Genomic DNA, 19871 nt, shown 5'->3' on the forward strand with positions numbered 1-19871 from the left:
GGTAACTCTATTGTAAATGAGCTACCTCTAAATTTCAACTGATTTTGCAAAAAATCAATGGCTCAATGTTTGACCAGGATAAATCAAGTTAGGATTTGCTAATCCGTTTAATGCAGCTAAGGTTTGATAAGTCGTACCAAGCTTAGCTGCAATACTTGATAAATTATCACCGTATTGAACTGTGTAAATGTTGCTTACTACTGATCCATTTACTTTCAAAATTTGGCCAGGGTAAATAAGATTTGGATTTGTCAATCCATTTAATGCAGCCAATGTTTGATAGTTTGTTCCGTATTGATAAGCAATGCTTGATAATGTTTCGCCATATTGTACCACATGAGTCGCTTCTGGTTGTTTATCAGGAACAGTTGCCGCATCTGGCAATAATTCAATATCGCCTTTGCTAATCCATGACAAGATACCTTCTAGCAATACTCTGCTTCCAGTTACTTCTTGCACTTTATAGCTGTTTCCTTTTACCCAATCTGGAATAGCTTCGCCAGTTGCCCAAGCATCTACATTAAATTTTACTTTGACGGTATCACCAACTTTTACTGCAGAAGTAGGTGTTTTTTCAACTTCTTTACCTTCTTCAATAGCTGGTGTGTTTGTTTCTGGTTGGTTATTTTTTGTATAACCATTATCGGTAATACCTGTTAAATCAACGTTACCATCTAGCCCTCCTGCAACGTAGGTTGACGTGAACTGAAAAATACCGATATTTTCAAATGAAGGAAAATAATTGTAATTTGGATAAGGTGTCACTTCATAATCTGGATATTCTGCCATCCATAATTGATACTTCTTTGCAATTCGTGATAGATCATAAGCTGAAGTAAGATACCCTTTGTATCCGTAAAGCATCGGTGTATATCCAGCCTCTTTGATGTAGTCTAACGCCCATAGCGTTACATCCGTCGATTGAACGCCGTCTTCCGCATCTAAGGCGACAATTGATCCCTTTGGTGTTTGAACTTTAGGTAAAAAGTAATCTAATACTTGCTTTGCATTTTCATAGGTAAGAACATTTTGCCACCATACATACGTATGCGCTCGTTTACCTTGAGCAATCGTACTAGCTACTTGACTAGAATAAGTAACTTGATCATAAATCCCATAGTTGTTTTGCCCACCAATTTGTGAAATTGAGAATTTATCATGTGCATAACCAAATGTTGCTTGATACCCATTCCAAATAGACAAATCAACGCCTTGGTCTCCTTTTGCAGCAAATGTGCTAACTGGTGATACAAAAAATAAGACTACCAGTAATGTTGCCAATAGTTTCTTTTTCATTTATTTATCTCCTTTCCTATCTGATAATCCAGGTGTTGTGGGATCTGTCACAATACCTAGAATAGTTAGCACAACAAATAATGCATTAACAACATCTAGCAGTTGCTTATTAATCATTTCAATTTGAAATTTATATCCAAAAGGAACGGCTACTACTTGAATTAATAATAGAACTGCTGGAATAATCGAAAGCCAAAATTGTTTGTTCTTTATTCTTGATTTCCAATTAATCATTTTTATTTCCTCCAATCCCTCTAAAGAGGGTTTTATTTTGCTCTTCCAATCGGCTAATGCGTATTTCATGGTTATTTAAACGTTCAACAGCTTCCTTTAGTTCTTTCATGCTATCTTCTAATTGAGAAAAGACATGATAAAATTTCATTAATGCGAAAATAATTCCGCCTAAGAATGTAATCACTGCTAACCATTGTTCTACTGTTAAGTTCATCCTGCACCTACTTTCTACTTACAAGAAAAACCGCTTAGCTTTCGCTAAACGGTTCCCCACAAATTTTTGTGTATTCTTCTTTTGTTAAGCAATTCATATTCACGTAATCTACTAAATCTTGTTTTGTATAACAATTCCAATCATACAACTGTTTAATATTATCGAAACCTGGAAAAGCATTCGTTTTCATCTTATTCCGCTCCTTTCGTAAGTTCAGCGACTTGTTTCATCAATTCGCCAGTCATTCTTTGTGTTTGTTGAATAACTTGATTCTGCTGAGAAACTTGCTTCATTAATTCCGCATTTTGCTTTTGTAAAAGTTCCAATTCCGTAGGTGGCGTTGGCTCTGGTTCTGGCACATTATCAGGATCGTATATTAAGCTTGTTCCGTCCCAGCGATAATTAAAAAAATCTGTTGGCTCTTTTTCTACTTCAAGTTCAATTTTATTCGGTTGTTCCATTGTGGAATATCCGTCTAAATAACCTTGAATATCATCAATCCAAATTTTCATGTTCTCTTTCCTCCTAGTATTCATAAATCGCACTTAACGCAAACATTTTACTGCCTGAACCAGCCGTATCACTAGAAGAGGCATTTAAGTCGTTTCCAGTAATTTTAGTATCCTTAATATATAAATATTTCCGTACTAAATTAGTATAGTATCCATGTAAAAGGAAAATAACTCCCCCAGAACCTGGATTCTGCGCATGCTGTTTAGGCACTAAGAAAAAGTGATAACACGCACCGTTCAAAGCTCCTTCTTTGGTATATTCTTGCCATTGTAAAATCCAACCATTCTCACACTGTGAAAGAGACTTAGAAGGTACTTGCCCATTTCCTGCAGCTCCGCCATACCATGCACCTGTCCACAACGGTTCTTTTTTGGTAATTTTTTGATATGCTTTGTCCGCATCTATTTTTTTTATATAAGATTCAAGCCCATCAATTGCGGCAGTATGTGTTTTAAGATAGACTGGTTTTCCTTTTTCTTTTAATTGAACAATATCTGTTGTCATTACACTTCCCCTACCTTTTCAAACGTAATTGCTGGCAATCCATCTAGCTTTGTTTTATCTTCTTTAGACATCAAGCCATTTTTTATTGAGGTTGCAACGTCTGTCGTTGTTGCATTTTGCCCTGCTGGACCTTGCGGACCAACGTCTCCTTTATCTCCTTTTGGACCTTGTGGACCTGGGTCTCCCTTTTCACCTTTCAATACTTCTGGTTTCCCTTCCACAGCATTCCAATGTGTTTGAGGAAATACCTGTGTTCCTCCTTGTTTTACTTTAACAATATCTGTCATTCAACTTCCCCTACTCTCTCAAACGTAATATCAGGTATTCTGTCAATGGCTTCTTGAACTTTTTGGTCAACATATTGTTGATTCACTCCGCCGCCATCGCCACCTCCAGTTGCTGAAATAACACCATCTTCTGAAATAGAAATATTCGCTCCAGCAGTATAACCTTTCAACTCTTCCAGTTTCGATTTTAGTTCAGTGGTGAAATTTTGATCTGTTTGCTTTACCGCAGACAACGTTCCGTCTTCTGTAATTTCTAACAGTTGGCCAACCTTTATTCCGCCCAGTTCATCTGCGGTAGCGATTGGAAGAATGTACACGCCTCCCTCGCCATTTGACAACCGTTGAAACATTTCAGCAGTGATAATACCGTCTGTTTCTTCTGTCGCATAAGGAAGTTCTGTCAGTGCATTTTCTAAGCCTAGATCTGCTTTAGTGATAATTACTGCCCCAGTATATCCATTAACAGATAATACTTTTGATTGACCCGCAATAATTTTTTCTAATCCTCGAACAGCGGATGCATGTGTAATAGGATAAAACTGACGTTCCACGCCATTTTCATCGGTTTCCATCATTCGTTTTGATTTAACCACTTATTTCACCCACTTTTTCAAACACATAAGCGTTCTGTTTTGTATCATCAACTGTTGCGATAACCAATGCCCCATCGATCGCAGGATAATCAACTGTTCCAACAATTTCTGTTTCATGATTCAGTGAAAAAGCATCATCTTGTAAAATAATCAAGTCACTTATTTCGCCATATTCTAACGTATATAAGCGTTTCTCTAATTTCTGATACAAATATTCCATATCTGCCAATAAACGTTCAGAAATTGAATTATGGCGCACTCCTTGAATGTCTACACGTGCATCCATTAGCTCGGCTAACATCGTACCGCCAGGATCAATCGTTTTTAAAATATCTTTGATTGATTCGAACCATGAAGTGAAATCTGTTTTTTGCGCATCTCGCCACGCTTCGAACTCTTCTTTTCTAGCATTCATCCAATCAGTAAAATCACCCTTATTTTCGTTGATAAAAGCGTTCATGTCCGCGATTAAATCTTCAATGGACTGCCAATAAGAACCCATTTCACCTTCTGTTTTCGAAGCAGCATTCACTACAAAGTAAGAAAAGTTTTGCGTTGCACCAATCAGGTTATCACCTTTATGAATACTGAAATATGCTTCTTGTCTGTGTAACGACTGCATAGAATATTCATCAAAGGTATACTGAATAATCCCTTTTTTGGCATTCAAAATTTTTGCTGAACGTTGAATCGGATATTTATTATCAATAACCGATTCAAAAAAAACTTCGCAACCTGTTAAATCAAGTGGCAAAGCATTTTCAACTAGTATGGCTTCTAAGACTTCTGTGTTTCGATTTCCTTGTCGTACATTCTGAATCCCAATGTAATTGTAAGGTTCAGTTGTACTTAGCGTTGCTTGCCATTTAACCATTGAAAAATCCTCCTTTCGTTATTTTGGTGGAATAACAATCGATTGAATAGAATTAGCAAAATATAATCGGTCATATTTTGCGACAATTTGCCCTTGCTCGGCGTTCTGTTCTATGGTTTGGATACGTCCGTTATTTAAGCCGTAAATCACGCCCGTGTGACCATATGTTGGGTCTACTGTCCAACCTGTTCCCCATTGGCCACCTCGTCTAATATTGACGATTGCTCCTACCACTAAATCTTGATACGTTGGATTTTGGATTACTCGCCAACCTACCGCATTCCAATCATATGCTTCACCAATATCTGCAGCAGATGATGTATCACCAATTACATGTGAAAAGCCATAAATTGTTCCTGCACCTAAACCACAGCCGCCCATAAAACCAGAATATTCGGCTGGAACGGCATAACATTGCCCATTACCAAGCCATTTGCCCATTAAGGTCTCCAAATGTTCTATGCCAGCTTTTCCTGTTGCAGTAGAAGCTTTCAAATCTTTGAATTTGTCATACCATACTTGTGCATAGGTTTGTCTTTCTGGATGTGCTGCAGCTGGACGTTCAAAGTTTAATTCAAACGCATAAGCAGCTGTTTTAGGCGAGCTGACAACTTTAAATTCATCAACTGTTAATGGACTTACTTGTCCTAACCATTGCCCATTGAACATACACCAATTAATTAATTGAGCTTGGGCTAATGACGTCCTATAGTCTTGTTTGATACCTGCAGCTGCGATTAAGCGTTGTACATATTCTCGGCCATTCCAAGTTGGTGCGCCTACCAATGGATATGCTGAACCGTCCCATTGAACCCATCCGTAAGCTGGACCGCCTATTTGTTCGGTATCTGGGTTCATACTTGGACCAACTTCTCCTTGTACATTTCCAAGGATACCTGCAGCAGCTGCTTTGCTGTATCCGTTAGCTAATAGGTAACTCCATAAGTCCCAAGCAAATTTATCTGCATCGCTTGTAACTTCTGATGGATAACCACCTGTTCCAGCTCCAGAACCGCCACCACCATTTTGACCAGGTATAACTTCTTTGCCGCCCACAATCAATCGATCAACTGTCAGAATTGCTTTACTTCCATTTGGACCAAAAAAGTTAAAATTATTTCCAACAAAAAACTGTGTAGGACCAGTAATTAAATGTCCTGTGCCTGATTGGTTAGACAAACCAATAATTTTTTGGGGATTATCTGCGACTAATAGTAATGAATTCCCATCAGAAACTACAGGATTTCCATTTTTATCTGCTAACCCTGGAAAAGGATTTCCCTTTGTTCCCATCGTGCCAACGTGACTATTACCATTCCAAAACTCCATCCCTTTTTTAGTTAATTCCATGATTTTTTTCTTATTATTCCAAGCTTGTAAAGTACCGTTTACCATACGTAAAATATCTCCACAGCTATTAAATGATGTTTCAAAAATATTAGATTTTATTTTGCCAGCTCCTATAAAGTCCGCATTCAATACTCCATTAATTCCCCACGCATTTTTAAATGGACCTTTCCAACCAGTTCTTGAGAATCCAATTCCTTTGTTATTAATTGCAATCACATCTTTTGCAGTATCCGTGGATTCCGTATCTAAGTAATAATGGGTATTAGGTCGATTTTTAGGATATTGAAGTATACTTCCACCTTCAACACCGTTAATCAAATTAGTAATATAATCTACAAAATCACTCATATACTCTTTTTTTGTCAATGTTTTTATAGCTTCTTGAAAGTCTTGGCTTTGCTGTTTATAAAAAGCAACTTGGATATCTCCCGCAGTGATTTTTATTGTTTTTTCTGCTAAAGCATCATAGACAATTCCTGTAACTTTCGTTTGAATGTCAATATCATAAAGCTTGTGGTATACAGTGAATGTATCGAATAAATTATAGTTACGCATCTTAGCAAATTCTTTTGCTTCTTCTGAATCTGTAAGTTTCTCAATTTCTAATTCAATAGAAACTTTAGGCTTATCACTTCCTGGATATAATGTAGTGAAGTATTTACTTGCCACTTTATTTAAGCTAGCTATATCTTTTACTCCTTGATCTTCAGTAAACTGAATGTATTGAGCGTAAACATCAGGATACTTACTGATATATTCGCTTTTAACTGCATTTCCATAAATCCGTTGAGAAGTTCCGTCTGCTCCACTTTGAAGCTCTGCAAATGGCAAAACTTTAGTAACAATTGATTGCCAATCAAATTTAATGGTTAATCCTTTTAAATCTTTACCATAACGAACAGTTCCAACGTTATCTCGTCCTCTACGCCTTAGCAAAGATAATTTAAAAGGCTCTCGTTTTATTTCTCCGCCCCAGTATTGAAGTAGAGAACCTTGTTCCCCTGCAATACAATTCAATACATTTCTAGCTTCAAATGTAGTGCTAGAAGCTGTATTTATATCAGAATATAGTTTGATATCACAAGGTTCGTCCATGTTCTGTTCGATTAATTTCATTGCTTCTGCACCATTACGATTATCAACTGTTACTAGCCTCACTTGTCTGTTTCCTAGCTTATAAGTACGAGATTGGGCATAAATAACAATGCTATTAGTAAAAGTATCTTTAAACGTTTGTTTGATCTCAAAAATGTGGTATTCTTCTAAGTCATTTGGCTTTGCTTTAATTTGATAGCCATTTTCGAAATAATCACTAAATCTGCTAATCGCTGGATAGTCCATTTCTAGTTCATATTTTCCGTTTGCTTCTTCAGTGATTTCGCAACGTGTCGCATCAACAAGACGTCCTAATCCATTTGTTGAAAAATCTTTTTCTCCAGGTTTAAAAATAACTGGAATCAAACCTTTCGCCTCCAATTCGGCTGAACCTTAAACTCTGTTACTTTACCAGTCCAGCGAAAATTATTCTCTCCACATTTTAAAATCGGATAATCTTTAAAAAGTGTTTTATGATCCAAGATTTCAAATGCTCCGCCTGATTTTCTATAAGCTTCTTGTTTTTCTGAATCTATAATGATGTCACCGTTAATTGCTTTTAATGAATATGATTGATTATTGATAAAAAAAGAAATATCCCCAGACCCCAAAATCTGAATAATGGGTTCTGAAGGATATTTTTCTGTATTGATTAACTGATTAGGATTACTTATCCAATATTGGCCAATACGATTTTTCTTAAAAGGTCGGATACTTACAGTAAATTCAAAAGGAATTAAAAACCCGCTTTTTCTTGTTCCTGTAAATTTTGGTGGACTCGTTACAATCGCCTGATAAATATAATGCTCATCAAAATAAACAATAAAATCAGAATAGTTTCCCATATCGAGCCAAAAGGAAATTTCATCTTCTAAAAAAGAAACTTCTTGTAAAGTATTTGCTTTCGCATAGCATGTAATGGTACGTTCTACATTTTTATAATATGCAAAATCAACGGCTATTGAATCATTACCCATTCGCTCCCTAAGCTCTACCACACGTCCTGCAGAAAGTCGTTCAGGTCTTTCTCTCATAAATACATTGAATTCAGAACTATGTTTTCCATTAAGAAAAAACTGTCCTCTTTTAAATTCCACCAAAAGCACCCCCCGTTGCATCACTATCTCTATTTTTAACAATTTGAATATACTTAACGAGGTCTTTAGCCATATCCATTAATTGTTTTTCATTTAATTTTCCCATAGCTTGTATATTGATATTGAAAGTATCACCGCCAATATTAGTCGTAGCATTACCTTTATTTTTAGCTAAGCTTTCTGTTTGAGCTCCTTGTTGGTTGATATATCTGCCAGTAGTAGAAAAATTTGGTAACTCTGTTGGTAAATCGGTCATTTTTTTCACTGATTTGTCAAGCGTTCCTTTTTCTTGGTCAATACCAGCTACAACACCTAATACAATATTTTTACCAATCATATCCCGCATCCATCTTGAAGGTGAATGAATGCCTAAAGCACCTTTGATTTTTTCTTTAATATTACCAGCAACTTCTTTAATTTTTTTATTCACAGCACCAATCATTGAACCAATACCGTTAACTAATCCTTGGATAATATTTTTACCAATTTCAAATAAATCGATATGGCGCATATCATTAAAGGTTTGCTTCACATTTTCAACAGTATCACTAACGCTTCTTTTAAGATTATTCCACGCATTTTTAGCACCTTGTACCAAATTGTTGAAAATATTAATTGTTCCCTGTTTTAAGTTTTCCCAACCGTTAATGATGCCGTCTTTTATACCTGTCACAAGATCAACAATCCACTGTTTAAAATTATTCCAGGTATCTTTTGACCATTGAACAGTTGCGTTAAATGTATCAACTGTGCCTTGTTTTAAGTTATTCCAACCATCAATTACACCATTTTTAATGTTTTCTACTGTTTCAAAGAACCAAGTTTTCAAACTTTCCCATATTCTAATTGCTTCAAATTTAATATTTATCCACGTTTCGATGATAGAATATTTAATTTCAATCCAAACGTTGATCGCTCCATATTTAATGTCAATCCAGAGTAAGGTGAAAAATAACTTCACATCAATCCAAATCTTTTTAATTGTCAACATCAATCCATTAAAAATAGAAGTGACTGAATAGGAAATAGCTGTAACAGTGTTATAAAAGATATTTTTAATCCCGAACCAAATAGTCTGAGCAGCTTCAGCAATATTATCCCAAACGGCAATCATGTTTTCTTTTGCCTCTTCCCATCCACCTGTGATCATTGATGTAATGAAAAGAATTGGAGCTAATAGAACATTTTTTAGAATGGTGACGACATTTTCAGCGATCATTTTGACATTTTCAATGTTCGCTTTCATAGCGTTAACAACCATTTTAAACGCATTTTTGATTCCTGTTACATATGGACCAATATATTTCCAGACAAAATCAAATGCTGTTGTGAAAACATCTGATATTGATTTTCCAACACCCTTAAACCAATCTTTCACATTATCAAAGCCATTTATAAAACTTTCTCCAACACTTTTAGCACTGTCAGCAGCACTTTGTTTAATATTTTCCCATGTATTTTTTGAGCCTTCTTTTGTTGAATTCCAAAGTCCACTGAAAAATTCCTTGGTACCGTTCCACTTATTTTTAACCCAGTCGGCTGCATTTCCAGGTACTTCTTTCATCCATGTGCCAGCATTCGAAAAAGCCTCTTTTGTGCCATCCCACATGTTACTGAAAAATTTCATTGTGGAATCCCAAGCTTTCACAACTGTTTCTGCAGCACTAGAAATAAATTCTTGTATATTTTTCCAAATATTTTTAACAGCATCCCTAAACCCTTCGTTAGTCTTCCAAAGATAAATAAATCCTGTAACTAAACCTACAACTGCAGCTAAAATAGCGACAAATGGATTCGCCAACATAGTTGAATTAAATATCGCTTGCGCAATTGATAATCCTTCTGTTGCTTTTTGCCAAGCCGTGAATGCTGCACTTACTTTTTTAGCAAGCATCAACGTTCCAATACTGCCAGCTAAACCTGCAAGCAATGGAGCATAAGGTTTTAACGTATCATACAATGTTTTGGCTGTTTTAATCATTGGCGGAATCATCTCGGCAAATTTAGATAAAGCTGCTTCCATTTTTGCCCCTTTGTCAGCAATGATTTCACTAATACTTCCAAAACCTGCACTTTTTAAGCCTTCGTCAATTTTAGTTACAACGTTAGCCACACCACGAACGATTGCAGTCTTCATGTTAGCTAAACCTGTTTTAATACCAGCGGTAGAATCTTTAGCAATCTGTTCTAATGATTTAAGACCGCCACCGCCTTCTTTATTTAATTTGATTAAAGCATCTTGAAATTCTTCAACTGAAATTGAGCCATCAGAAAGCCCTGCTTTCATCTGTCCAGCTGTTAATCCCATCTGTTTTGCTAAAGCGTTTAATGCTGGTCCTAAACCACTATTAATCATTGAATTCCAAGTTTCAGCATCTACTTTACCATTTGAGAACGATTGGGACAGCTGGATAATAGCATTTTCTACCATTTCAGCAGAACCACCAAAACCGAGGATACCGTTATTTAAAGCTGCGAAAATCTGTTCTGATTTACCTAAATCATTTGTTGATGAAGCGATTAATTGAACACCTTTAATAGCGCTATCTAACGGCGTAGGCAGCCCTTGGATACTTTTCTTTAAGCTATCCATTGTTTTAGATGTTTCACCAGCTGAAAAGCCCATATTTTCAAACACACGATTTGCGTTATTTAACGTATCTACACGATTAATGGCCCCGTCGATGTTGCTGGTAATCAATCCAATACCTTTAGAGATAATTTTAGTTGCTCCGCTAGCTAAAAAGTTACCAACAAAAGACGTCCATATGCTCCCAAGAGATCGGCCGCCTTTTTGTCCTGTTCTATCAACTTCAACATCAAAGCCTTGTAACTTTTTTACTGCTGAATTTAATCCTTGTGAAAAGCCAGATTCATCCAGTATCATTTTTAAGACTAAGTCTTCATTGTTCAAAAAGTACCCCCTCCCTCTTAGAACATAGTATTTTCATCAAGATATTTGATATTTTCAAATTCGTCTACAGCATCTTTAAATGCATAAATTTTCAAAAGCTCGTTTAAATCTGTGTTTTCGATCTCATTTAAAGTCCACCCATTCTCAAGAAGCGAACTTTTTAGTTCTGCTTCTCGATATTGTGGCGTGTACTTAAAATGAGGATGATATAAAAGTTCCGTTACTTTTTTTTCTGTTCAGAATAAATTGCATCATAACCAGAAGTAACAGAACCTAACAATTGAGCTGTAATTTTCAATAATTCACGAGCATCCATACCGTCAATATATTCTTGTCCAGTAAACTGTTTTTCAAAAATAACGTCAGCAATAAAGTCATAGCATTCTCTTAAAATAGGACGAATTGCTTCCATATCATTTGTTTTTGTTGCTTCTTCTAACCTGATTTGTAAATCCGTACCTGTATCCATGACTGAACCTGGTAAAAATTCTGCCGACGTGAATTGTTTTGTAGTATATTTGCTTCCATCTTTAATCATTAATTTAATTTTTTGTTGAAATTTACTTGCCATTTTAATTCCTCCATATAAAATAGGACGACAAGGTCGTCCTAAACTGTTATTTTTAATCTGCTGTTGTTACATTTAATGTACATTTTGCGGTAAAGTTACCATCTTCTGTTGTGACTACGATTTCCGTTGTCCCTTCTCCTACAGCAGTAACCTTCCCTTGAATTGGTGTTACAGTTCCAATAGCCTCACTTTCTGAACGGAACTGATATTTTTTATTTGAGGCGTTATCTGGTGTAATTGTCGGTGTTAAGGTTGCTGTTTGGCCAACTTTTAAATTTAACTCTGTTTGGTCTAAAGTTACACCAGTAACAGCAGTAGTATTTTCTTTACGTGGATCCATTACCTCAGTAAACCAGTTTTTAATCATCTCTAAGTCAACACCTTCATCGTCTTCATCCACGGAATACATATAACCCAACCCTGGAACATCAACGAAAGACCCCGTCCATTCTGGATGGGTATAAGATACTGAACTTCCTTCTAATGTAGATGTTTCATCAGATGTTAAAGCAAATTTTCCTTTATAGAAAATCGTATAGCGATATTTACCGTTCGATTTTCGGCGACGATAAGCAAATGCGCCATCTGATGCAATATCATCCGCAGACCGCAATACGCCACCCTTTAATTTTTTTCCCCCTGTAATTTCAGCTAAAACTTCATTTTGGTAGCCGTTTGTTTCTAAAGTAACTTCTGCACCACCAAATGCAACATACTGATCTTGAACTACACTATCGCCATAGTCAGGCGTTGTTTCTGTTGTAACATCTGGTTTGATACTTACAGCAGTACCGATTGTAATTGGCGCTCCGTAAACTGGAAAAGCGCCCGTTTCGTCTGTTAGTGGGAACCACGTTGGCTTCTCTACAGAAATGACACTTACATTTTTCTTTTTTGCCATCTATTTTTCACTCCATTCAATTAATTGAGGGAACGCAACATTAAAATTGATATGTTGAATTCCGTCTGTTTTAAACGTTTGATAATCTTCTGGAAACAATTCGTTTCCGTCCAAATTCAACACATTAAAAAAAGCCCCACAGCTTTCTGTTAGGCTTTTTACTAATTGTTTATCTTTCTTACTATCAACCAGTGCAATATCAACATTGTATGCTTTATTTTGAACGTTTTGACCTACATTATCAGTCATGCTTTCTTCTACGCTCAAAACGAAATAAAACGGTTCTGACGATTGCATCACATTATCAAGATAGATAGGTGCATCCGAGAACTGTTTTATTGTGTCAGTAAGCATTTTTAAAATTTTATCGTACATATCTATCCTTTCTTAACAATGATAATCGCCATTTGTTTAAATCGTTTCGGAATATATGTTGCATTAGCTAATTTATTAGATTTTTGCAACATAAATCTGCCTTTAACAAATCCGCCATTTTTTGTTCGGTGGCCATCGTTTACATATCTAAAGTATTTTTCATTATTAATCAATGCTCCCACGATACGACCACTAGACAACTTTCTAGCTTTAATGATTCGATAGCCTCGTCTTAAATCACCCGATTTAATTGGTGTCATAGGTACAATTAACTGATAAATTTTAGCTAACGAATCATTCACCATTGCAGCACCTTCTTTTTCAGCAATGGGTGTCATTTTCTTTAAATTTGCAATAACTTTATCAGCATTTGATTTCATTCTAAGATCGCTTTTACTCATCAATTGAACTTCCTGATAGCACTACTTCTATATGGCTTGGATAATAAAAAGGTTTTTTTGAAAATAACACATGTTTTTGACCTGTACCTTGAGTAATAGTTATTCTATCTCCTTTTTTAACTTTTATATTAGGTTCTAAAAAAAGTTTTTGTTCTTCATAAGAGATATTAAACGCTTCTTTGTTTTCTATTACAGGTAAGTTCCCCATACTTCCTTGAGAGAAAGCACAGGGTAACTTGCCAACATGAATTGGAAAATAAACTTGTTCAGTAATCCCACTTTCCGTATTTTCAATATCGCTCATTCTCTCAATAACACAGGTATCAAAATAAGTAGCTGCTAAAATTTCTGCTTCATTCAATAGAAAAACACCCCGCTATCACAGCCTAAAATACGTTTAATAGCACTGCTATAGTTCTTCATGAGTGATTGTATGTCTTTTGATTCAACTACATAACTAATTGATGTATCACCACGTTTTACACTAGCTACAGACTTATCTATTTCGTTTTTTAAAGCTTTGTAGATAACCTCAATTATAAGTTGTTCAAACTCGTCCCAAGCAATATCAATTTTGCAAGTATTGTAAGAATTGATTTCAAAGATAACAAGGTTTAAAACAGACAAAATCCTATCTTCAGAAGCGTTAGGTAGCATCAATTGAATTTTCTCAACGATTTCTTCTTTTTTTTCATCAACCATAAAGCATCATTACCTAAACTTTAAAAGTATCTGCAGCACGTTCTAATATCTCAATAGCTTCTTTGTCATCTTCTGAAACTACAAATTCATTATTTTCGTTTGCTGTGATAAATTTTTTTGTTTTAGGATGCATAAAGCCCACAAAGTTTTTCTTGTCAAGCACACGATAGGTTACTTCTTTTTTTGCTGTTGCCATTTTTAATTTCCTCCTTCGTTATTATATTTTAGGCTTTCAAGTTCAAGATTGCTCCAGAATTAGAAGCTTTGTATTCAATTGAATACTCACCAACTAATCCAATCCGTCTTGAATCTGTTGTTTTTGCTAATTCTTCCGCACGCCATTCACGTAGTGGACGTAATTTTACATAATTAGTATCAATAGCTGCGATTGTTCCATTAGGTAAATTAGGTTCAATTAACGCAATTCCTGAGCCGTAATTTGAGACAATATTTCCAAGTTGCAATCCAAAAGTAAGTTTATCGCCAAATTGCACAATTTTTGTTGATTTTTCATCCAACTGATCAGTCATTAATTCTTGCATATCAGGTGCTACTAAACATAATTTTTCGCCCATGTATCCTTTTTGGAACATTGTTTTAAATAAGGCATCAATATCTTTTCTTGTTACTGCCCCCGCAGCTGCTGTTTCGACTTTATTCGTTGAGCTAATCAAATTTAAAATTCCGTTCATCTGACGACCTTTAGAACCAGATTCATCAGCCTTTACACCAACAATCAATTTACGATTTAAGTCAATTTTCATTTCTGTAGCACGAAGAGCTACTTGGCTATTCAATTCATTTCCTACACCATCTACATTAATAGCATCTAATGTGCCAGATACAGAAGTTGATTTTCTGAAAATTTCAGTATAGTTGTTAAACCATGTACGATCAGATTCCGCATCTGCGTATTCTCCGCCTTCTAATTGAGCAGATGAATCATCATTATTTATGCCGTATTCTCGCCATTTAATCTCAGTTGACTTGGTAGCTTCAACTTTGCCTGCGCCTAACAAATAGCTTAAAAATGGTGTATTTGGAACTTGTAATGCATTAACTTCCTGTGAAATATCTAAATACTCAAGATTATTTAATGAACTTTTTTTCATTTGTAGTTTCCTCCTAATCGATAAATGCTTGTAATTTTTGTCCTAATGCTGCCTCTGGATTTTCAAACGATTTTGTTTGATTACCAGTTACCATGTTGGTTTGTTGCGATTTATTACCAAAAGCTTTAGTCATTTCTACATTTTTAATAGCTTCTGCATGCTTATCATTTATTGCTTCTAAAAGCTCTGTAAAGCCTTCTACAGCCTTCTTAGTAAATTCAGTATCTGAACTAACAAGATTATTTAACATAAATTGAGAAATAGAATCTTTCAAATCCCCGTCCCAATCTAAGCCAGCAATTTTTTCTGCAACAAAAGCCTTATTATCACTAGTCACACGTAATGCCTTTTCAGCTTCAAATTCAGCCTGTAATTCTTCTAATTTAATTTGTTCAGGAGTTTTATTTTTCTTAGATTCTTCATACTCCTTGATTGTTGTTTCCTTGATTTTTTCAAGATTATTTTGTTTCCAAGCTTCTAATTGTTTATCTGCAGCTGATTGTGACTGTGATTGTACAAATTTTTGTGCTTCCTCATTTGATTCTACAAATGCCTTAAAATCATCGAAAGTGAAGTTTGTACCACCGTCTTCTTCAGCAAACATTTGTAAATTCATTGGTAATAGGTTTGGTTTCATTTTGTTTCTCCTTTCGCTCCACGATTCGACTAATCGCCCCGCATTGCTTTAGATTTATTTATTGCGCCCCACCATTCAATTAAGCCCAGCATTGCGCTAGTTTAACGTCATTTCGGACAAAATAAAAAGCCTAACTTTCGTCAGACTTTAATTGCTTTTCTTCTCTTAGTAAATGCTCTTCATAATCTGCATCTAAGTAATCATAGGGATCCATCTAATCACTTCCAATTCTTATGGACCAGTTCAGCACCTAACATTTGATAATCAGTGACAGCATCTTTTACGTTTTGCAGAGTCCTAGACACAATCGAAATAGTTAATTTACTTTTTTTACCTGGTAACGAATACAAAATATCAACGTGACAATAATTACCACCCCAAACTGATTTAAGCTCATCTTTGACGATATTACCGTTGCCATCTCTCAAAGTGTGTTTGGTTAAGTATCGTTCGTTTTCTTGTTCAAAAGCTTTTTTATAGGCTTTTTCTGTACCATTGGTAACTTCTAGATTTAATACTGCTTCGAATAATCCTTTCATGATCTCACCTCCAATTTAGGGTATAAAAATAGCACTCAAAGTTATCCTTTAAGTGCTTAGTAAAGTCTGCTATGGTAATCTGACGGGACGTGGACCGATTTATTTTCTTTAATATGCTCATCAATGAATTTCGCTAATTTTTTTGCACCTAGAATAGAAAAATCGAAGTCATCACTCTTTGTTACATCGATATATTCATATATTGGAAACTCATCATGGAAATGTTGTTCATACTTTTTAACTGCATCATCAATAATAGACCATGCGCCATCTTCGCAACTAAACACTTATTTCACCGCCTTTAAAATATCATCTACTAATTTTTCCCATTGGCTTACTGCTGTCGGAAAAATCTCTTTCATTAATTCTCTTGACTTATCGTTAGCAACCACTTCTGTCATATGTGCAAAAAATTCCGTTTCTGTGCTACCTGTTGTTTGCCAATAGCGCTTGCCGTGACCAAAACCTAACGGATAGTCTCCTAGAGAACCTATAGATTCAATCATATCTGAAATAGCGGATACTGAGTTAGGATTTTCCCTAACTATTTTTGATAATCGTTCTCTAGTTTTTTGTAAGTTCTCTGTATTTTTTTTATAAATTTCCGCCCTTAAGTCATCATAAGCCTTTTTCTTATCCGCATTTCTAGGTCTATTACCTAAATCATTATAGGATGGCAAATCTCCGTTTACATATTTCCAAAAATCGCGTTCTAGCGCTTCTTTAATGTTATACTCAGAAAGTGACGATGCGTGTGTTATATGCACTTCTATAAAAGTGGTTCGTCTTCCTAGCTTTCTTTTTATCAGTTTTCCTGTCGGCATCGTATTTTTTCCTGTTAATACTTCAAGCCCAAGATGATCCAAAGCATGTCCTATCTCATGATAAACTGTTTGATAAGGATTAACACCCCTATCCCCATCAAATGATTTTTGACTAAGTTGAATTGATTTTCCTTGTGCAAATGCTCTTACTTCTTTGATGTCTTTAAACTCCAACTTATGCCCTATCACATTTATTAAGTTTAGCACCCTTTGGTCAGTTATCCCATCTAAATGATCTAAAAAATTAGAATAATTTTCTTTTCCTAAAGCTTCTTGCATGTTTGTTTTGTCTAATACGGATTTTAAATCGAGTTTAGTTGCACTAACTTTTGGATGATTTAATTTAATACCCCACTGCTTACTTGCGAATTCATCCAATAAATCACCAAACATCTCTTCATACAATTTATCTATGTCATCGCTAATTTCAGGAACAATTGGTATTTCAGTACAACGGCAACGTCCATGATACGGTGGATGCCAATCATCTTTAATCTCTTTTCCATGACGTCCACCACAAATAGAACAAACACGCTCATCTTCTGCCGACCAGCTTTGTGTTTGCTTAACACCTATATCCTTTAGCGATTTTCTTACACCTTCTACCGCAAAATGTGAATATTCCGTTCTAACAAGATTTTCAATCGAACGATTAAACTTTCCTTGTTCCAACTTAAACATACCGCTAATAACACCATCGTTTTTCATCGTTCTAAGAGCTTCCACAACTCCTTCACCACTTGCCAATGAATTAATAATGGAATTGCTCAAACGTTGCTCTAAGGTTGATATATTGCCCCATAAACGAGATGAAAATGTTTTTCCGCTCCACGGATAGTTCATGATGTTTTCTAGTTCATTCTTAGTTAAACCAGGTGCTGAACCGCCTAATAATTGTATCAACGCATTAGAATTAGAATTGTAGATTCGTTTTGTGATATTCTCTAAGTCGTTATTAAATTTACCGTTAACATCACTAGTTATTGCTTCACCTGCAAGGGTAGAAAAAATGTCTGCTCGTAATTGTAACAAGCGATTAACTTTCGCATAGTCAAAGGATGGAAAATATTCATCAATGAATTGTTTATAAGCTTCATCTGATTCCATCAACTTTTCATAGTTTTTTTCGATATACTTGCGGTACTTCTCTTGATCTTGTTTGCTAAAGTCTTCTAGCATTTCACTTTGAGTGATATCGTGTAAATCTGCTTGTGACAACAGCTGTCTTTGAATTTTAACTAAAGCACGTTCGAAAACAGATTCTAGCTCATTAAGAGTTTTCTTTTCCAGTTTCAAACGTGCTTTATCTTCTAATTCACGACGTTTTTCCCAATAACGTTCACTAGCCGTTGTTTTCTTCTTCGTCATTACCTGCACCACCTAGTTCATCATATTCACCGCTAGGATAATCTTGACCTTGTTCTAAATTCATCAAGTCCATTTCATAATCTGGGTCTTTAACAAATGGAATCTGATTAATAATTGTTCGTTTGGATACAAACGGTGAAAGTTTAGGCAATGCATCAGCAAGATAACCGATGTCTGTTGGCAAGCTACGACTGAATGTGAATACAATTTTTGACACATCAACATCTAATTTATCCCTAAATTTAATAAAGGCAGACATCGTCTCAGCTGCTTCTTTCAATCCTTCTTTAAAATACTGTTCTTTAGTATTTGTTTTAGCTTCTAGTGCAATAATTTGCCATTTGCGAGCTTCGCCAGAGCTATTAGACTTAAATACTTCATCATTGAAATCGATTGACTTAGTTACCGTGTAATAAAGCTTTTTCAGCTTATCAAGATGATACTCGTTGAAATCTTTATTAATGTCTTTCGTTACATACCCAACCTTAGCTTGTGGATCCGGCAAATTAATAATACCTAATTGTTCCATCATTCTTTGTGCTTCTTTTTCATCTAATCGTGAGCCACTAATGGCCATATAAGCAAGTTTAAACTGTTCAACTTCGTTTTGTTGGTCTGATAAGCTTCTATCAAATGCATCAGAAAGTTCTTCCGCCACTTCAAAATCGCAATAACGATTCGTGTTATTTTTAAATTCTGATAAGTAAAACGTTTCTAGCGGGTTTTCTACTTCCTCAATCAATTTAAATGTTCCAGATGCACTGACTAAATTAGATTCAACATATCTGCTATATATACATATTCTTTTTTTAGTAATGACTTTCATTTCTTCGAAAAATTTTTTTTGATGTGTATCGTATTTTTCACGAATAAAGATATCTGCATTTTCGTATTTTTCAGCTTTCCATGGTTCGATATTGCTCGCCCATAATTGCCAACCTTCCACGGTTTCAACAGGTTCTAACAAACGAAAAGCAACACCACAAGCTCCTTGAAACCGAGCTGTATCAGAATCAAGCATGGCAAACCGCATATCGTTTACTAACTCTGCTAATTTGTCGAATTCTTCAGGAGTTTTTGTCTCATTTCTGACATTCCCTGAAAACAAGTCTTTTACCTTTGAACCCATTTTTTGCAATATAGATTTGCGTTGTTCGGTAATATCATAATCCCACTTAATTGGAATGCCTGTGAAATGGTCAGCTGCTTGGTCGACAATAGTATTGTATAAACCAGCATGAAGTTTATTATTCACTTTTATAATCTCTGTGTTTGGTTTAGGTCTTCTATCGATCTCATTTTGTTCGCTTGTATAGGCTTTGTACTTACGCTCTCTATCATCAAAAAATGGCTTCATTTCAGTAATAAAATCATTAGGATCGAAAACTTCTTCATTAATTTGTGTAGAATATTTTGTTCGCACTCTTTTATACCGCTTCAAACTTAAATTGTTTTGAAACATTTTCCCAC

Annotated in this window: 25 protein-coding genes; all 25 read right to left on the reverse strand. The window is 35.4% G+C overall.

Annotation, left to right across the window (positions count from 1 at the left end; translation table 11 throughout):
- Nucleotides 1-54: 54 nt before the first annotated feature.
- Nucleotides 55-1296, reverse strand: a complete 1242-nt coding sequence (locus IGJ46_RS07965; RefSeq protein WP_002394567.1) for a LysM peptidoglycan-binding domain-containing protein — start codon at nt 1294-1296, stop codon at nt 55-57.
- Complete coding sequence (locus IGJ46_RS07970; RefSeq protein WP_002384371.1) at nt 1297-1530, reverse strand: phage holin; 234 nt, start codon at nt 1528-1530, stop codon at nt 1297-1299.
- Nucleotides 1523-1744 carry a hypothetical protein gene (locus IGJ46_RS07975; RefSeq protein WP_002364191.1) on the reverse strand — a complete coding sequence of 74 codons (222 nt, stop codon included), beginning with the start codon at nt 1742-1744 and terminating at the stop codon, nt 1523-1525. The genes IGJ46_RS07970 and IGJ46_RS07975 overlap by 8 nt, the downstream gene beginning before the upstream one ends.
- 34 nt (nt 1745-1778) lie before the next feature.
- Nucleotides 1779-1934 carry an XkdX family protein gene (locus IGJ46_RS07980; RefSeq protein WP_002364192.1) on the reverse strand — a complete coding sequence of 52 codons (156 nt, stop codon included), beginning with the start codon at nt 1932-1934 and terminating at the stop codon, nt 1779-1781.
- A 1-nt stretch (nt 1935) separates the two neighbouring features.
- Entirely contained in the window at nt 1936-2256 is a 321-nt protein-coding gene (locus tag IGJ46_RS07985) for a hypothetical protein (protein ID WP_002389262.1), read from the reverse strand.
- Between the two features lie 13 nt (nt 2257-2269).
- On the reverse strand, nt 2270-2761 hold the full coding sequence (locus tag IGJ46_RS07990; RefSeq protein WP_002364194.1) for a hypothetical protein: 492 nt from the start codon (nt 2759-2761) through the stop codon (nt 2270-2272).
- On the reverse strand, nt 2761-3048 hold the full coding sequence (locus IGJ46_RS07995) for a collagen-like protein (protein WP_002357046.1): 288 nt from the start codon (nt 3046-3048) through the stop codon (nt 2761-2763). Before IGJ46_RS07995 ends, IGJ46_RS07990 begins: the two co-directional genes overlap by 1 nt.
- Entirely contained in the window at nt 3045-3641 is a 597-nt protein-coding gene (locus IGJ46_RS08000; protein ID WP_142427739.1) for a hypothetical protein, read from the reverse strand. The genes IGJ46_RS07995 and IGJ46_RS08000 overlap by 4 nt, the downstream gene beginning before the upstream one ends.
- The gene (locus IGJ46_RS08005) at nt 3634-4515 is read right to left on the reverse strand and encodes a phage baseplate upper protein (protein ID WP_192211420.1); all 882 of its coding nucleotides are present in this window, start codon (nt 4513-4515) and stop codon (nt 3634-3636) included. Before IGJ46_RS08005 ends, IGJ46_RS08000 begins: the two co-directional genes overlap by 8 nt.
- Before the next feature lie 18 nt (nt 4516-4533).
- Nucleotides 4534-7341 (reverse strand): phage tail spike protein, encoded by a 2808-nt coding sequence (locus tag IGJ46_RS08010; protein ID WP_002384367.1) that lies wholly within the window; start codon nt 7339-7341, stop codon nt 4534-4536.
- On the reverse strand, nt 7323-8057 hold the full coding sequence (locus IGJ46_RS08015) for a tail protein (RefSeq protein ID WP_002403868.1): 735 nt from the start codon (nt 8055-8057) through the stop codon (nt 7323-7325). Before IGJ46_RS08015 ends, IGJ46_RS08010 begins: the two co-directional genes overlap by 19 nt.
- Nucleotides 8047-10944 carry a tape measure protein gene (locus IGJ46_RS08020; RefSeq protein ID WP_192211426.1) on the reverse strand — a complete coding sequence of 966 codons (2898 nt, stop codon included), beginning with the start codon at nt 10942-10944 and terminating at the stop codon, nt 8047-8049. Before IGJ46_RS08020 ends, IGJ46_RS08015 begins: the two co-directional genes overlap by 11 nt.
- Before the next feature lie 247 nt (nt 10945-11191).
- Complete coding sequence (gpG, locus tag IGJ46_RS08025; protein ID WP_002357039.1) at nt 11192-11542, reverse strand: phage tail assembly chaperone G; 351 nt, start codon at nt 11540-11542, stop codon at nt 11192-11194.
- 52 nt (nt 11543-11594) lie between these two features.
- Nucleotides 11595-12443 carry a major tail protein gene (locus IGJ46_RS08030; RefSeq protein ID WP_002387287.1) on the reverse strand — a complete coding sequence of 283 codons (849 nt, stop codon included), beginning with the start codon at nt 12441-12443 and terminating at the stop codon, nt 11595-11597.
- Nucleotides 12444-12818 (reverse strand): phage tail terminator family protein, encoded by a 375-nt coding sequence (locus IGJ46_RS08035; RefSeq protein ID WP_002387286.1) that lies wholly within the window; start codon nt 12816-12818, stop codon nt 12444-12446.
- A 2-nt stretch (nt 12819-12820) separates the two neighbouring features.
- The gene (locus IGJ46_RS08040) at nt 12821-13219 is read right to left on the reverse strand and encodes an HK97 gp10 family phage protein (protein WP_002357036.1); all 399 of its coding nucleotides are present in this window, start codon (nt 13217-13219) and stop codon (nt 12821-12823) included.
- Nucleotides 13212-13580, reverse strand: a complete 369-nt coding sequence (locus tag IGJ46_RS08045) for a hypothetical protein (RefSeq protein ID WP_002357034.1) — start codon at nt 13578-13580, stop codon at nt 13212-13214. Before IGJ46_RS08045 ends, IGJ46_RS08040 begins: the two co-directional genes overlap by 8 nt.
- Entirely contained in the window at nt 13577-13921 is a 345-nt protein-coding gene (locus tag IGJ46_RS08050) for a hypothetical protein (RefSeq protein ID WP_002357033.1), read from the reverse strand. The genes IGJ46_RS08045 and IGJ46_RS08050 overlap by 4 nt, the downstream gene beginning before the upstream one ends.
- A 13-nt stretch (nt 13922-13934) precedes the next feature.
- A complete protein-coding gene (locus tag IGJ46_RS08055) occupies nt 13935-14117 on the reverse strand; it encodes a hypothetical protein (protein WP_002357032.1) in 183 nt (60 codons plus the stop codon).
- Nucleotides 14118-14145: 28 nt separating this feature from the next.
- A complete protein-coding gene (locus tag IGJ46_RS08060; RefSeq protein WP_192211421.1) occupies nt 14146-15033 on the reverse strand; it encodes a DUF5309 domain-containing protein in 888 nt (295 codons plus the stop codon).
- A gap of 13 nt (nt 15034-15046) precedes the next feature.
- Nucleotides 15047-15670 carry a capsid assembly scaffolding protein Gp46 family protein gene (locus IGJ46_RS08065; protein ID WP_002393977.1) on the reverse strand — a complete coding sequence of 208 codons (624 nt, stop codon included), beginning with the start codon at nt 15668-15670 and terminating at the stop codon, nt 15047-15049.
- A gap of 218 nt (nt 15671-15888) precedes the next feature.
- Nucleotides 15889-16209: a hypothetical protein gene (locus IGJ46_RS08070; RefSeq protein ID WP_002380436.1), complete on the reverse strand. Its 321-nt coding sequence runs from the start codon at nt 16207-16209 to the stop codon at nt 15889-15891.
- Nucleotides 16210-16265: 56 nt separating this feature from the next.
- A complete protein-coding gene (locus IGJ46_RS08075; protein ID WP_002380437.1) occupies nt 16266-16496 on the reverse strand; it encodes a hypothetical protein in 231 nt (76 codons plus the stop codon).
- Entirely contained in the window at nt 16497-18401 is a 1905-nt protein-coding gene (locus IGJ46_RS08080) for a hypothetical protein (RefSeq protein ID WP_002393613.1), read from the reverse strand. It abuts the gene before it with no gap.
- A complete protein-coding gene (locus IGJ46_RS08085) occupies nt 18376-19863 on the reverse strand; it encodes a phage portal protein (protein ID WP_002393614.1) in 1488 nt (495 codons plus the stop codon). Before IGJ46_RS08085 ends, IGJ46_RS08080 begins: the two co-directional genes overlap by 26 nt.
- Nucleotides 19864-19871 lie beyond the last annotated feature (8 nt).

Origin of the sequence: Enterococcus sp. AZ120 (assembly GCF_050546165.1) — a bacterium.
Lineage (GTDB): Bacteria > Bacillota > Bacilli > Lactobacillales > Enterococcaceae > Enterococcus > Enterococcus faecalis.

Excerpts from the sequence above, each read along its gene's own strand:
- IGJ46_RS08055 (WP_002357032.1), bottom strand. The coding sequence starts at position 14,117 with ATGGCAACAGCAAAAAAAGAAGTAACCTATCGTGTGCTTGACAAGAAA.
- IGJ46_RS07975 (WP_002364191.1), bottom strand. The coding sequence starts at position 1,744 with ATGAACTTAACAGTAGAACAATGGTTAGCAGTGATTACATTCTTAGGC.
- IGJ46_RS07985 (WP_002389262.1), bottom strand. The coding sequence starts at position 2,256 with ATGAAAATTTGGATTGATGATATTCAAGGTTATTTAGACGGATATTCC.
- IGJ46_RS07995 (WP_002357046.1), bottom strand. The coding sequence starts at position 3,048 with ATGACAGATATTGTTAAAGTAAAACAAGGAGGAACACAGGTATTTCCT.
- IGJ46_RS07980 (WP_002364192.1), bottom strand. The coding sequence starts at position 1,934 with ATGAAAACGAATGCTTTTCCAGGTTTCGATAATATTAAACAGTTGTAT.
- IGJ46_RS08085 (WP_002393614.1), bottom strand. The coding sequence starts at position 19,863 with ATGTTTCAAAACAATTTAAGTTTGAAGCGGTATAAAAGAGTGCGAACA.
- IGJ46_RS08030 (WP_002387287.1), bottom strand. The coding sequence starts at position 12,443 with ATGGCAAAAAAGAAAAATGTAAGTGTCATTTCTGTAGAGAAGCCAACG.
- IGJ46_RS08005 (WP_192211420.1), bottom strand. The coding sequence starts at position 4,515 with ATGGTTAAATGGCAAGCAACGCTAAGTACAACTGAACCTTACAATTAC.
- IGJ46_RS08020 (WP_192211426.1), bottom strand. The coding sequence starts at position 10,944 with ATGATACTGGATGAATCTGGCTTTTCACAAGGATTAAATTCAGCAGTA.
- IGJ46_RS08040 (WP_002357036.1), bottom strand. The coding sequence starts at position 13,219 with ATGAGTAAAAGCGATCTTAGAATGAAATCAAATGCTGATAAAGTTATT.
- IGJ46_RS08065 (WP_002393977.1), bottom strand. The coding sequence starts at position 15,670 with ATGAAACCAAACCTATTACCAATGAATTTACAAATGTTTGCTGAAGAA.
- IGJ46_RS08070 (WP_002380436.1), bottom strand. The coding sequence starts at position 16,209 with ATGAAAGGATTATTCGAAGCAGTATTAAATCTAGAAGTTACCAATGGT.
- IGJ46_RS07970 (WP_002384371.1), bottom strand. The coding sequence starts at position 1,530 with ATGATTAATTGGAAATCAAGAATAAAGAACAAACAATTTTGGCTTTCG.
- IGJ46_RS08060 (WP_192211421.1), bottom strand. The coding sequence starts at position 15,033 with ATGAAAAAAAGTTCATTAAATAATCTTGAGTATTTAGATATTTCACAG.
- IGJ46_RS08050 (WP_002357033.1), bottom strand. The coding sequence starts at position 13,921 with ATGGTTGATGAAAAAAAAGAAGAAATCGTTGAGAAAATTCAATTGATG.
- IGJ46_RS07965 (WP_002394567.1), bottom strand. The coding sequence starts at position 1,296 with ATGAAAAAGAAACTATTGGCAACATTACTGGTAGTCTTATTTTTTGTA.
- IGJ46_RS07990 (WP_002364194.1), bottom strand. The coding sequence starts at position 2,761 with ATGACAACAGATATTGTTCAATTAAAAGAAAAAGGAAAACCAGTCTAT.
- gpG (WP_002357039.1), bottom strand. The coding sequence starts at position 11,542 with ATGGCAAGTAAATTTCAACAAAAAATTAAATTAATGATTAAAGATGGA.
- IGJ46_RS08035 (WP_002387286.1), bottom strand. The coding sequence starts at position 12,818 with ATGTACGATAAAATTTTAAAAATGCTTACTGACACAATAAAACAGTTC.
- IGJ46_RS08080 (WP_002393613.1), bottom strand. The coding sequence starts at position 18,401 with ATGACGAAGAAGAAAACAACGGCTAGTGAACGTTATTGGGAAAAACGT.